12 protein-coding genes are annotated in these 12,598 nt (G+C 73.5%); 6 read left to right on the top strand and 6 right to left on the bottom strand.

The annotated features are described in order from the left end of the window. Positions 1-62: 62 nt before the first annotated feature. Complete coding sequence (locus GA0070603_RS24585; RefSeq protein ID WP_091318412.1) at positions 63-1,043, bottom strand: helix-turn-helix domain-containing protein; 981 nt, start codon at positions 1,041-1,043, stop codon at positions 63-65. 204 nt (positions 1,044-1,247) lie between these two features. Here GA0070603_RS24585 and GA0070603_RS24590 point away from each other — a divergent pair, with 204 nt between their 5' ends. After that, positions 1,248-2,513 carry an MFS transporter gene (locus GA0070603_RS24590; protein WP_091318414.1) on the top strand — a complete coding sequence of 422 codons (1,266 nt, stop codon included), beginning with the start codon at positions 1,248-1,250 and terminating at the stop codon, positions 2,511-2,513. A 58-nt stretch (positions 2,514-2,571) separates the two neighbouring features. Here GA0070603_RS24590 and GA0070603_RS24595 read toward each other — a convergent pair whose 3' ends face one another. Beyond that, positions 2,572-2,814 carry a mycoredoxin gene (locus GA0070603_RS24595; protein ID WP_091318416.1) on the bottom strand — a complete coding sequence of 81 codons (243 nt, stop codon included), beginning with the start codon at positions 2,812-2,814 and terminating at the stop codon, positions 2,572-2,574. A 91-nt stretch (positions 2,815-2,905) separates the two neighbouring features. On the opposite strand from GA0070603_RS24595, the gene GA0070603_RS24600 reads away from it, so the two are divergent. The 3 genes from GA0070603_RS24600 (at position 2,906) to GA0070603_RS24610 (ending at position 5,942) form a co-directional block, all read left to right on the top strand. Beyond that, positions 2,906-5,059, top strand: coding sequence for an ATP-dependent DNA helicase UvrD2 (locus GA0070603_RS24600; RefSeq protein ID WP_091318418.1), 2,154 nt, complete (start codon positions 2,906-2,908; stop codon positions 5,057-5,059). A 131-nt stretch (positions 5,060-5,190) separates the two neighbouring features. Continuing rightward, complete coding sequence (locus tag GA0070603_RS24605; protein WP_091318421.1) at positions 5,191-5,445, top strand: hypothetical protein; 255 nt, start codon at positions 5,191-5,193, stop codon at positions 5,443-5,445. A gap of 131 nt (positions 5,446-5,576) precedes the next feature. Then, complete coding sequence (locus tag GA0070603_RS24610) at positions 5,577-5,942, top strand: WhiB family transcriptional regulator (RefSeq protein ID WP_013288404.1); 366 nt, start codon at positions 5,577-5,579, stop codon at positions 5,940-5,942. Positions 5,943-6,236: 294 nt separating this feature from the next. Here GA0070603_RS24610 and GA0070603_RS24620 read toward each other — a convergent pair whose 3' ends face one another. The 3 genes from GA0070603_RS24620 to GA0070603_RS31605 all read right to left on the bottom strand — a co-directional run bounded on the left by GA0070603_RS24620 (position 6,237) and on the right by GA0070603_RS31605 (position 9,055). Continuing rightward, positions 6,237-7,583, bottom strand: a complete 1,347-nt coding sequence (locus GA0070603_RS24620; protein WP_091318426.1) for an ABC1 kinase family protein — start codon at positions 7,581-7,583, stop codon at positions 6,237-6,239. Positions 7,584-7,593: 10 nt separating this feature from the next. Then, positions 7,594-8,694, bottom strand: a complete 1,101-nt coding sequence (locus GA0070603_RS24625; protein ID WP_091322281.1) for a TOMM precursor leader peptide-binding protein — start codon at positions 8,692-8,694, stop codon at positions 7,594-7,596. A 193-nt stretch (positions 8,695-8,887) separates the two neighbouring features. Then, positions 8,888-9,055 (bottom strand): DUF5679 domain-containing protein, encoded by a 168-nt coding sequence (locus GA0070603_RS31605; protein ID WP_012014940.1) that lies wholly within the window; start codon positions 9,053-9,055, stop codon positions 8,888-8,890. A gap of 478 nt (positions 9,056-9,533) precedes the next feature. Between GA0070603_RS31605 and GA0070603_RS24630 the strand changes: the two genes are divergently transcribed. Together GA0070603_RS24630 and GA0070603_RS24635 are read left to right on the top strand one after the other, a co-directional pair. Further along, on the top strand, positions 9,534-10,064 hold the full coding sequence (locus tag GA0070603_RS24630; RefSeq protein WP_091318429.1) for a M48 metallopeptidase family protein: 531 nt from the start codon (positions 9,534-9,536) through the stop codon (positions 10,062-10,064). Positions 10,065-10,421: 357 nt separating this feature from the next. Continuing rightward, entirely contained in the window at positions 10,422-11,024 is a 603-nt protein-coding gene (locus GA0070603_RS24635) for a hypothetical protein (RefSeq protein ID WP_091318431.1), read from the top strand. Between the two features lie 194 nt (positions 11,025-11,218). Here GA0070603_RS24635 and GA0070603_RS24640 read toward each other — a convergent pair whose 3' ends face one another. Continuing rightward, positions 11,219-12,421 (bottom strand): zinc-dependent metalloprotease, encoded by a 1,203-nt coding sequence (locus GA0070603_RS24640; protein WP_091318434.1) that lies wholly within the window; start codon positions 12,419-12,421, stop codon positions 11,219-11,221. Between the last annotated feature and the right edge of the window lie 177 nt (positions 12,422-12,598).

The following is a 12,598-nucleotide window of genomic DNA, read 5'->3' on the forward strand; positions in this document are numbered from 1 at the left end:
TCCTGGTCTGGAGTGCTCCGATGGGGACGAGTGACGCCGCGGGCCGCACGGGTGTCCGTGGATCACCGGTCCGTCGTCAGGCGCCCCGAGTCGCGGCGGCGCTGGGTCGGCGCCGTTGCCGGCCCGAACGCCACTGTGGACTCGGCTGCCGTGCCGGTCAGCCGTCCCGTCGCCTCGATCAGCCAGGAGAGGGTGTCCGATGCGGAGAGCGCCGCCGAGCATAGCCACTCGAACACCACTTTATAGCGATTTAGGGTGTTTGCCTCGGTCGACATGACGTCGGTGAAGCCACCTTCGATGGCCAGCGTCTCCGGATCGAGCGGATCGGCGAACCGGTAGACCGAGAAGGCGGTGGGTGGCAGGTACCAGTCACCCACCCGGGTGTCCCGCAGCAGCAGGTGCAACGTCACGTTCGGCAGCATGGCCAGCTCGCAGAGGTGGACGATCTGCTCGTGCAGCACCTCGGGCGGGCCGGCCCGGCGCCCGAGCGCCGCCTCCTCCAGCACCGCCGTGTAGCGGGGCGCGTCGGGGGAACGGTTCAGCAGCGACTGGCGGGCCTGCCGCGCGCGTACCTCGGTCTCCGGGTCCTCGGTCTCCTGGTCGCCGGCCTGCTCGGCCACCCGGGCCGCGGACATGATCCGGTGCCGGGCGTACCCGGGGGTCTGCAACAGCCCCGGCACCAGCACCGGGTTGTACTCGGAGATCTCCGCGCACCCCGCCTCCAGCTCGGCGAAGCCGCGCTGCTGCTGGGTCATCACGGGGAAGTTGCGCAGCCAGCCGCGCATGTCGCCGGCCTCCTGGGTGATTCCCAGCAGCTCCTCGCGCAGCTCACCCTCGGCGCCGTAGAGGGTCAGGAGGACGCCGACGTCGTCCGGGTCGGGGCGACTGCGCCCGTTCTCCAGGCGGGACAGCTTGGAGGCGGAGGCCCAGCCGATCCGCTCGATGACCTGGTCGCCCGTCAGGCCGGCCTGCTCACGCAGCCGGCGCAGCTCGGTGCCGAGCCTGCGACGGCGCAGGATCGGACCTGGTGCGGCAGGAGGCACGGTGTCCTCTTTCCCGTCGACCGTCGCAGGACGCGACGGTAACTGTATGAAATTCGCCCCCCACGGTCAGTATGGACGGCGCGACCGGCGCCGGAGGTTCCGGCGGGGGCGTGTCACGCGACAAAAAGAGGACCGTGGAGGGGTGCCTTCACCGGCGCGCCCGCCCCGACGCGCCCATGGCGCACGCCCGCCGGAGGGAACCCGATGCGCACCGTCCTGCGCCGCCCCGACTTCCGTCTGCTCTTCGTCGCGCTGCTGGCCAGCATGGCGGCCGAGTCGATCCTGCTGCTGGCCCTGGCCGTCTGGGTCAAGGACCTGACCGGGTCGGACGGCATGGCCGGGGCCACCATCTTCGCCGTCATCGCGCCGATGGCGCTCGCGCCGCTGGTCGGCTGGGTGGTCGACCGCTGCCGCCGCCGGCCCTTCTTCGTGGCCGCCAACCTCGGCACGGCCGTGCTGCTCTGCCCGCTCTTCGCGGTCCACGACCGCGCCGACGTCTGGGTGATCTACGTGGTGGCGGGGCTCTACGGGCTGTCGTACATCACGCTGAGCGCGGTGCTCAGCGGGCTGATCCGGCACCTGGTGCCGAGCGAGCTGCTGGCCGACGCCAACGGGGTGCTCCAGACCGTCCGGCAGGGACTGCGGCTGGTCGGCCCGCTGGCCGGAGCCGGGCTCTACGCCGCGGTCGGCGGCTGGCTGCTGGTCGCCCTGGCCATGACCGGCTTCCTCACCGCCGCGGCGGTGGTCGGCCTGCTCCGGGTCACCGAGACCACGCCGGCCCGGTCCGCGCGCCGCTGGCCGGCCGGGCTGGGCGCCGGGCTGCGGCACCTGGCCGGCGACCCCGCGCTGCGCCGGGCCCTGCTCGGGTACGGGCTGGGCTCGCTCATGATGGGCTTCACCGAGTCGCTGATCTTCGCGTACGTCGACCTGGGGCTGGGCCGGGACGCCGCGTTCGTCGGCGTGCTCGTCACGGTGCAGGGGGTCGGCGGGCTGGTCGGCGGGCTCTTCTCGGCGGCGGTGGTGCGCCGGGCCGGTGAGGTGGGCGCGCTCGCCGCCGGGGTGAGCTTCTTCGGACCGGCCGCGCTGGCGCTCGCGTACCCCCGGCTCTGGCTCGGTGTGGTGGCGCTGCTGCTGGCCGGGGTCTCCCTGCCGCTGACCATGGTCGGGTTGAACACGCTGATCCAGCGGCGGACGCCGCCGGGGCTGCTGGGCCGGGTCGCCGCCGCCGCGGAGGCGGTGGTGAGCGGCCCGCAGGCGGTCTCCATCGGCGCCGGCGCGCTGCTCGTGGGTGTCTTCGACTACCGCCTGCTCTTCGCCCTGGTCGGGGTGACCACCACGGCCGCCGGCCTGTACCTCTGGGGCGGCCGGCGGCTCACGACGCCCCGGCCCGTCCTGGTCCACGTCCCGGTCCCGCGCCGCCCGCTCGACCGCGAGGTGCTCGCCGCGCCCCGCCGTCGCCGGGCGCCGTGAGACGCGACGAGCGGCCGACCCCGGTTCGGGGTGGCCGCTCGTCGCAGGTGCGGGTGGGTCAGCCGGGAAGGCTGGCCAGGTGCTGCTTGACCTGGGTGATCGAGGGGTTGGTCAGGGCGCTTCCGTCATCGAACCGCAGCGTCGGGACGGTCTGGTTGCCGCCGTTGACGCTCATCACGAACTCCGCGGCCTTCGTGTCCTGCTCGATGTCGACCACCTCGTACGCGATGCCCTCCCGGTCGAGCTGCGACTTCAGCCGGTGGCAGTAGCCGCACCACGGGGTGGAATACATCGTCAACATGGTCAGGTCCTCCAAGGGGTGACTCGCGCCCGGTCCGATCAGGCCAGGCTAACCGCTGCAACATCGCCGGAGGCTGGAATGATTCCTGGCTGTGGTGGTTCACTCAGCGGCGGAACGGGTGCTGGCCGGCCTCGACCCGGAGCAGCGGTCCGCGGTGACCGCCCCGGCCGGCCCGGTCTGCATCCTGGCCGGCGCCGGGACCGGCAAGACCCGGGCGGTGACCTCCCGGATCGCCCACCGTGCGCTCACCGGCGACATCTCCGCCCGGCACGTGCTGGCGGTCACCTTCACGGCCCGGGCCGCCGCCGAGATGCGAAGCCGTCTCGCCGTCCTCGGGGTGCCAGGTGTGCAGGCGCGCACCTTCCACGCGGCCGCGCTGCGCCAGGTCCGCTACTTCGCGCCCCGGCTGCTGGAGGGGCGGGCCATGCCCGAACTGCTGGACAGCAAGGTGCGGGTGGTCACCCTGGCCGCCGCCAAGGTGGGCCTGCGCGCCGACCGGGCCGCCGCCCGCGACCTGGCCGGCGAGATCGAGTGGGCCAAGTCGTCGCTCGTCGAGCCCGGTGAGTACGTGGTGGCCGCGGCCAAGGCGCTGCGCGAGACCCCGTACGAGCCGGCCAAGGTCGCCGACGTCTTCGCCGCGTACGAGCGGCTCAAACGCGGCAACGGGGTGATCGACTTCGAGGACATGCTGCGCGCCGCGGTCTGGGGCATCGAGGAGCACGCCGACGTCGCCGAGCAGGTCCGCGGGCAGTACCGGCACCTCGTGGTCGACGAGTACCAGGACGTCAACCCGCTCCAGCAGCGGCTGCTGGACGCCTGGCTCGGCGGCCGGGACGACCTCACCGTGGTGGGCGACGCCAGCCAGACCATCTACTCGTTCACCGGGGCGACGTCCTCCTACCTGGTCGACTTCCCGCGCCGCTACCGGGGCGCCACGGTGGTCCGGCTGGTCCGCGACTACCGCTCCACCCCGCAGGTGGTCGGGCTGGCCAACGCGGTGATCTCCCAGGCCCGGGGCGCCGAGGCGCGGCTCCGGCTGGAACTGCACGGCCAGCGCCCGCCCGGCCCGGAACCCGATCTGCGGATCTTCACCGACGAGCCGGCCGAGGCCAACGCGGTCGCCGCCCGCTGCCGGGCGCTGATCGACGGCGGCACCCCGGCGCGGGAGATCGCGGTGCTGTTCCGGACCAACGCGCAGTCCGAGGCGTACGAGAAGGCGCTCACCGAGGCCGCGGTCCCGTACGTGGTGCAGGGGGCGGAGCGCTTCTTCGAGCGCCCCGAGGTGCGCCAGGCGATGATCGCGCTGCGCGCCGCCACCCGGTCCATCCCGGGGGAGACCCCGCTGCCGGCCGCCGTCGTGGAGGGGCTCGCCGCGGTCGGCTGGGCGCCCGACGCGCCCCCGGCCGGCGGGGCCGCGCGCGAGCGCTGGGAGGCGCTCGCCGCCCTGGTCCAGCTCGCCGAGGAGTACGCGGCGACGCCCGAGGTGGTGCCGATCGGCGAGGCCGTCGCGATCGAGCGCCCGGTCACCCTGGGCGACTTCAACGAGGAACTGGCCCGGCGGGCCGCCCAGCAGCACGTGCCCACGGTGGAGGGGGTGACGCTGGCCTCACTGCACTCGGCCAAGGGTCTGGAGTGGGACGCCGTCTTCCTCGTCGGCCTGGCCGAGGGCACCCTGCCCACCACGTACGCGAAGACCCCCGAGCAGGTCGAGGAGGAACGCCGCCTGCTCTACGTCGGGATCACGCGGGCGCGGGAGTGGCTCTGGCTGTCGTACGCGACGGCCCGTTCGCCCGGCGGCCGGGCCCGGCGGCCGTCCCGGTTCCTGCCGCAGCTGGACCGCTCCGGCGGCGGCGAGCGGGCCGGCGCGGGCGCGGCCCGGCGCACCGAGCGGCGGCGCGCCCAGGTGGTGTCCTGCCGGATCTGCGGCGCCACCCTGCTCGCCGGGGCGGATCGGAAGCTGGGCCGCTGCCCGACCTGTCCGTCCGATCTGGACGAGGAGCTGTACGAGCGGCTGCACGAGTGGCGGCAGCGGGTGGCCGGCGCGCAGAAGGTGCCGGCGTACGTGGTCTTCACCGACGCCACGCTCACCGCGCTGGCCGAGCGGAAGCCCGGACGCACCGAGGAACTCATCGCGATCGCCGGGATCGGGCCCCGCAAACTGGGCCTTTACGGCGATACGGTGCTGGCCCTGGTGGCCGGTGCGGGGGTGGACGATGTCTGCCCGCAGAAAAGTTTCGAAATCTAGCCGTAAATCGTTTGCCCTCGCCCCGAGGCGAGGAATAGCCTCAGGACACACCTCGCGAGCGGCGCCATTCTGGCTGCTCACGGGGGATGAGTCCATGGTCGGCACGAGGAACGTTGAGGGAGGTGGCACCCGTGGAGATCTTCACCTATGAGCGTCCGGCGGCGATGCCAGCTGCCTGCGCTCCGCTGTCGTCCGTCCGGGTGGCCCTTGCCGCTCGACCGTCGGCTCCGCAGGTGCACCAGGTCCAGGTTCAGGCCGAGCTGAACCTGACCGTCGCGCCGCTGGCGGAGATCGAGGGGACCAGTGGCTTCACGGGCATGGGCATCGGTGACGTCAAGAAGCGCACGGATGTCCGCGGCGTTCCACCTCGAGGTAGACCGGTCTGATCCAGACCACCGGCTCACCTCGAGGCCGCGGAACCCGCACACCGGGATCCGCGGCCTCAGTTTTTTTGCACCGCCGTAGTGCCGAAGTAATGCGATCCACGAGATCGAAGTGAGAGAGAGGTGACCGGGAGATGAGTCTGGCGTTGGCCCCGCTCGACGTGAGTGTCGACGTGGAGGCGAACCTGCCCTGCCGGAAGTTCGACCCCGACCTGTGGTTCTCCGACTCGCCTGCCGAGCTCGAGCTGGCCAAGTCGCTCTGCGGGGACTGCCCGCTGCGCGTCGAGTGCCTCGCCGGCGCGGTGGAGCGGGCCGAGCCCTGGGGCGTCTGGGGCGGCGAGATCTTCGAGCGTGGCGCGGTCGTCCCGCGCAAGCGGCCCCGTGGCCGTCCGCGCAAGGAGGACCTCGCCCGTGACGCCCAGCTTCGGGTCGAGGCGGAGGCGCGACTGGCGGCCAGTGGGCTGTCCGAGTCGCGTAGCTCCGTCCGGCTGGCAGCCTGACACAACCCCGTCCGACGTCCCCGCCGGTGACACTCACCGGCCGCGAGAAAGCCGAAACCATGCTGCACCTGCCGAATGGAACCGAGATGCAACTACTCCACGAAGCGTTGTCCCGGGCGCGAATGCGCCGGCCTCAGGCCGGCACCACCACGCGCACTGAGGCAGCCCGTTCCGCCCGTACCGTCGCCATGCGTAGCCGCAGCCAGTCGGCTCGCGACCTGGGCGTTCTCTAGTACCCACACCACGGAAGGGGCGGCGACCGGATGGTCGCCGCCCCTTCGGCGTGTGCGTCGGTCAGCTCACCGGGGCGAAACCGGGCAGCCAGCGCTCCAGGATGGCCCGGTAGGGCGCCTTGGCCTCCAACTGGCAGAGCACCCCGATCGAGCCCAGCGTCACCCGGTGGATCATCAGGTACGACGGCGGCAGGTTGAGCTGCCGGCTGAGCTGGTAGGTGGGGGAGCGCGGGCTGGCCAGCCGGGCCGCCTCGCCGCGCAGCCAGGCCCGGGTGAACCGGAACTCGTCCGCGGAGATCGGCTCCAGCATCGGCCGGAGGAAGTCCAGCACCCCCTCGGCGTCGATCGGCTCGGTGGGGCTCACGAAGCCCTCGTCCCGCAGCCCGGCCACCACGGCGTCCGCGTCGCCGCGCAACGCCAGGGCGGCGATCCGGCCGATCGGCTCCGGGGTGCCCTCCGGCATCCGGGCCACCGCGCCGAAGTCGATCACGCCGAGCCGGCCGTCCGGTAGCAGCCGGAAGTTGCCCGGGTGCGGGTCGGCGTGCAGCAGCCCGGCCCGCATGGGCGCGGAGAGGTGCAACTCGGCCATCAGCCGCCCGGCCTCGTCACGCTGCTCCTCGGTGCCCTCCCGGATGATCTGCGACAGCGGGGTGCCCTCGACCCACTCGGTGATCAGCACCCGGGGCGCGGCGTCGAGCACCTCCGGGATGTAGATGTCCGGATCGTCCGCGTACGCGGCGGCGAACGCGCGCTGCGACTCGGCCTCCAGCTCGTAGTCCAGTTCCTCGGTGATCCGTTCGCGCAGCTCCACCAGGAGCGGCTTCACGTCCAGCCCGGGCTGGATCGCGCGGAACATGCCGCCCAGCCGGGAGAGCTGCTTCAGGTCGGCGAGCAGGGCGTCCCCGGCGCCCGGGTACTGGATCTTCACGGCCACGTCCCGGTGCCGCGGGCCGCCGTTCGGCCCGTACCCCGGATCACGCCAGACCGCGCGGTGCACCTGGCCGATGCTGGCCGCGGCGGCCGGGGTGTCGTTGAACTCCACGAACCGGTCCCGCCAGTCCGGCCCGAGCTGCTCGGCCAGCACCTTGTGCACGGTCGCCGCGGGCAGCGGCGGGGCGGCCTCCTGGAGCTTGGTGAGCGCCTGCCGGTAGGGGGCGGCGATCTCCTCCGGAAGCGCCGCCTCGAAGACCGACAGGGCCTGACCGAACTTCATGGCCCCGCCCTTGAGCTGCCCGAGCACGCTGAACAGCTGCTCGGCGGTGCGCTGCTGGATCTCGGCGGAGATGACGTCGGACGCGAGCCCGGTGACGCGCTTGCCCATGCCGAGGACGGTCCGACCGGCGAAACCGAGCGGTAGAGCGGCGAGCTTGGCGGTCCGGGACACGGCCCGGCGCGGGATGTCGGTCACCCGGTCATTGTTACCGACTCGAGGGGCCCACTGCTGCTGTGCGGCCCGGAGCGGGCGCGCCCGACCGGATCGGGCGACGCCCGGAGCACTCGCAGGAGGGGTGCGGCGGCCACCGGCGGTGCCGGAAGCGGCCCGGCCCCGGAATCTCCACGGCGCAGCCGAGGGTCTCCGGGGCGCCCCCGTCGAGCTGCGTCAACACCTCGGCCGCCGCGTAGGCAGTCGCCGCCAGCCGGGTGGTGGCCGCACAGGCCCGGTCGCCGTCGTCGGCCGCGAGCTGGGCGGCGAGCGCCGGCCACTCCGGGTCGCGGTCCGTCCGGTGCAGGTCGAGGCAGCGCAGGCACGGGCCCACCGGCGGACGGACCAGCGGGCCGATCACCGGCACGCCGCCGCGCAGGTCGACGAGGAGATGAGGCTGGCGGCGCCGCGCGTACCCGGCGGCGAGCAGGGCCGCCGGGCGGTCCGCGCCGAGCTGGACCACGAGGTCGGCCCGGTCCGGCCGGAGCGGGCCGGTCGCCGTGCCGGGCGCGCACCGGGCCAGCGCCGCGCGGACCGCGGGCGCCAGCGGGCGGCCCAGCTCCGCGCCGGTGAGGCCGGTCCCGACCAGGTCACCCGGGCGGACCGGCCCGGCCAGCTCGGGTACGACGTGCCCGACGCCGGCCTGCGCCAGCGCGACGGCCACCGCCGCGCCGAGCCGGCCGGCCCCGGTGACCAGCACGCGGGCTGCCCGGCGGCGGCGCAGCAGCCGGGCCGGCGTGCCGGGCAGGTCGGTCGCGGTCAGGGCCAGGGCGTCGGCCTCGCCGGCGAGCCGGGCCCGGACCGGCCCGGTGAGGTCGCGGGGGAGCAGGCTCTGCGCGGGTACGACGAGACCGGCGGCCCGGAGCGTGTCGAGCAGCACCCGGGCCTCGGCCGGAGGCACCCGCGCGGCGGTGGCCGCCGTGAGCACGGCCCGCTCGCTCCGGGAGCCGTCCAGCAGGTCGAGCAGGCGCGTGGCGCCCGGGCTGGTCACCTCGAGCAGCACGGCCCGGCCGGGCTCGACCCCGAGCTGGAGGGTGTGGCGGTCCCGCCAGAGCCGGGTCAGGCCGGGCAGCAGCGTCGGACGGGCGAGGGGCATGGGGTCGCTCACGCCACGAATCGTGACCGTGTCCGCGCTCTCCGTCGATCGTTGTCCACAGGTGCGCCGGGCTGTGGCCAGCGTTGTCCACAGGAAAACCCGGGTTGTCCACAACTCGCCGGTAGCCGGTGTCAGCTATGCGACGGGGGAGGGGTGGCCGCCGGCCACCCCTCCCCCGTGCGACCCGGACGGGTCAGACCTTGGCCTTGCCCAGGATGCGGTTCACTGTTGTGCCGCACACCGGGCACTTGCCCTTGGCCATGTTCATGCCGGTCTTCGAGACCTCCACGCGCCCCTCGAAGTCCCGCTTCTCCTTGCACTTCACGCAGTAACCGTTGTAGGTCTGGGCCTGGTCGGCCACGGTAGCCCTCCTCGTCTCGTCCGCCGGACGCCTCCGGCGGGTTTCCCTGCGGCGGGCCACGGGTGGCGCCGGCGCCGGGGGGTTCTCCACGGTCACTCGCGTGACCGCTGGTTGGCGGACCCTACCCAGGTCTGGGCGGTTCCATGTCAGCTGTGCGTCGACTCTGTGAGCAAGTCGACGGCAAGAGTGTGCATGCCGAGTTACGTCGGATAAGTCAGTTTCGCGGGGACACGCCGGGTGAATGCCCTCAGATCCCCCTTCGGGAGGCCCCCAGCGCGACAGCCCGTCCGTAGATCACTTAACGTTGACAGGGGTCGGCAGGTGATGGTCAACTGCCGCCGCAAAGAATTTTTTCGGGACTCCTGGCGACCAAACGCCATTTTCCGGGCGCGTGTCGCCGTGTTGACTCTTGCGGACCCCTGGTCAGTACGCATTAGCTTTCCCTCGTGACAGTCATCCGAGGCTGCGCGGACCAGTGATGGCCGGGACGCGGAAGCCCGTCGTCGAAGTACGGCGCAGCCAGCGCCGGCGGCGCACGGTGTCCGCGTACCGCGACGGGGAGCGCGTCGTGGTGCTCATCCCCGACCAGTTCTCCCGTGCCGAGGAGAGCGAGTGGGTCGACCGGATGCTGGCCCGGCTCGCCGCCCGCGAAGGCCGGCTCGCCCGCTCCGACGCCGAACTGCTGGCCCGGGCCACCCGACTGATCAACCTCTACCTGCCCGAGCACGGGCCGGCCGCCGTCCCGGCCAGCGTCCGCTGGGTGACCAACCAGAACGGCCGCTGGGGTTCCTGCACCCCCGCCGACCGCACCATCCGGATCTCCCACCGCATCCAGGACATGCCCGACTGGGTGATCGACTACGTGCTGCTGCACGAGCTGGCGCACCTCGTCGTGCCCAGCCACAACGCCGAGTTCTGGGCCCTGGTCGGCCGCTACCCGAAAACCGAGCGCGCCCGCGGCTACCTGGAGGGCGTAGCCGCCACCTCCGGCGTCCCCCTGACCGACTGATCCACCCGGTCTCCCCACATCCCGCGGCTCTCCGCGGCCCCGCGCTCCTGTGGCCCCGCACCCCGTGCGGCCGCGGCCGCGCGGCCTCGCGCTCCCGCCCCTCGCGGCCCCCGGCCCCGCGTCGATCATGAAGTTAGCGGTGCCGTTCGCCCGTTTTGTCGCGGCTAACTTCATGATCGACGTTGCGGTTCTGCCGATCTTGGAGAGTTACCGTCGCGGCGCCTGATACACGCATGGCGTTCCGCCGACGCGGATGCAGGGCCGGATGGTCGGTCACGGGAGCCGGCACGTGGAGCACATGCGGCGGGCGCCGCCGCGCGGTCAGGGTGGGCGCGGACAGCGGGTTAGGGTCGTCGGGTGGTTCGACGTGTGGTGGTGGCGTTGCTCGCGCCGGTGAACTGGACGCCGCCGGGGATCGATCCGACCCGGTGGCGGAGCGCGCTCGCCGAGGACGTGGTGGACCTGCTGGCCACGCTGAACGAGGTGGAGACCGCCGTGGCGGTGACGCCGGAGGATCGCTGGCTGGCCGACGCGGTGGTCTGGCCCGGCACGGCCGTGCACGAGGTGCCGGAGCCCACGGTCGACGCGGTGTTCGCCACACTGACCGGGTACGACCAGGCGGCCGTGGTGGCGGCCGACGCCCCGGATGTGCCGGGCCTCACCCTCGGCAAGCTGCTCCGGCCGCTGTCCAGCCGTCCGGTGGCGGTGGCCCCGGTGGAGGGGAGCGGGTCGGGGCTGCTCGGGGTGGCCGCTCGGCTGCCCGCGCCGGCGTGGTTGCCGGCGCTTGACCTGGACACCGCCGCGCCGGCAGAGGTGCGTGCCGCCGCACCGCGCCCGGGAGACGTGGCGGTCACCGCGGGCTGGCGCCGACTGCGCGGCCCGGCCGACCTGGCCAGCCTCGATCCGGCCTTCGAAGGCTGGGAGGCCACCCGCGCCGTCCTCTCCGGCCAGCCCGGCTGACGCCGGCGCTCCCCTCGCAGAATGACCGACTCCGCCGGGTCCTGTTAGGGACAAGCGCTGCCCCTCGCGCCGGAGCAGCCGAGCAGAGGCGCTGCAGGCACTGACCGTTGCGTCGGAGGCTGCAGAGCGGGAGTGGGGGGCGGACGCGGCGGGGCCCGCACGAGAATTCGTGCGGGCCCCGGTGACGTGTGGCGTCAGGACTTGTCGTCGTCCTCGCCCGGGGTCTGCTCCTCCGGCGCGCCGGGCGCGGTGAAGTCGAAGTTCGCCAGCTCCTCGTCCAGGTCGCTGGTGGTCGCGGCGAACGCCTCCGGGTTGGCGAAGTCGTCGTCGGAGGGGAGCAGGTCGGGGTGGCCCCAGACCGCGTCCCGGCCGGCGATCCCGCGGTGCTCGGTGAGGGCCGACCAGAGCACTGTCGCCTCGCGCAGCCGGCGCGGCCGCAGCTCCAGGCCGACGAGGGCGGCGAAGGTCTGCTCGGCCGGACCGCCGGCGGCCCGGCGGCGGCGGAACGCCTCGCCGAGGCGTACGACGTTGGGCAGCCGGTCGCCCGCGGCGCTGTCGACCACGTGGCACACCCAGCCCTCGACCAGGGCGAGCACGGTCTCCAGCCGGGCCAGCGACGCCTTCTGCGCCGGGGTGTCCTCGGGCGTGAAGATGCCCTCCAGGGCGATCGCCTGCATGGACTCCGGGTCGGTCGGGTCGACCCGGCCCATCGCCTCCTCGATGGCCTCCCGGTTGACCCGGATGCCGGCGGCGTAGTTCTCCACGGCGGTGAGCACGTGCCCGCGCAGCCACGGGACGTGCTGGAAGAGTCGCTGGTGGGCGGCCTCGCGCAGGGCCACGTAGAGGCGTACCTCGTCCTCGGGCAGTTCGAGGCCCTCGCCGTACGCCCGGATGTTGGCCGGGATGAGCGCGGCCGTGCCGGCCGGGCCGAGCGGCAGGCCGATGTCGCCGGCGGAGAGCACCTCGGCGGCGAGCGAGCCGAGTGCCTGGCCGAGCTGGCCGCCGAAGAGCGCGCCGCCCAGCGTGGCGACCATCGACTGCATCGGGCCGAGCTGGGCCCGGGCCTCCGGCGGCACGAGGTCGCCCATGGCGCCGACCATGCGGCTCGCCACCGGGTCGCAGAGCTTGCGCCACACGTCGAGGGTCTTGTAGATCCACTCGTTGCGGTTCCAGGCGACCGAGGTCCGGATGCCGGAGGGCCACGAGGTGGCCGGCTCCAGCCAGAGGTCGGCGATGCGCAGCGCCTCCTCCACCGCGTTGCGTTCGAACGGCGAGACCGCCGGGTCGCCGGCGGCGGCGAGCTGGCTGGCGGCCACCTGCCGGGCGAGGTCCCAGTTGACCGGTCCGCTGCCCGGCGCGGAGAGCAGGTGCTGCAACTGCGACATGAACTGCTGCATCTGCGCGGGATCGTTGGGGTCTGGTGGTTGCCCACCCGGGAGCGCGAAGCCGAACGGAATATCAGGCACGACCTCTACGGTACGCGTGCCGCGCCGCAGGTCGTGGCGTCGGCGTTGCGCTGAGGGCGAAGTCCGGTGCTCACCGCGCCGGACCTTCCGGGCCGGATCGGTACGCTC

The sequence above is a fragment of the Micromonospora chersina genome (assembly GCF_900091475.1).
GTDB lineage: Bacteria > Actinomycetota > Actinomycetes > Mycobacteriales > Micromonosporaceae > Micromonospora > Micromonospora chersina.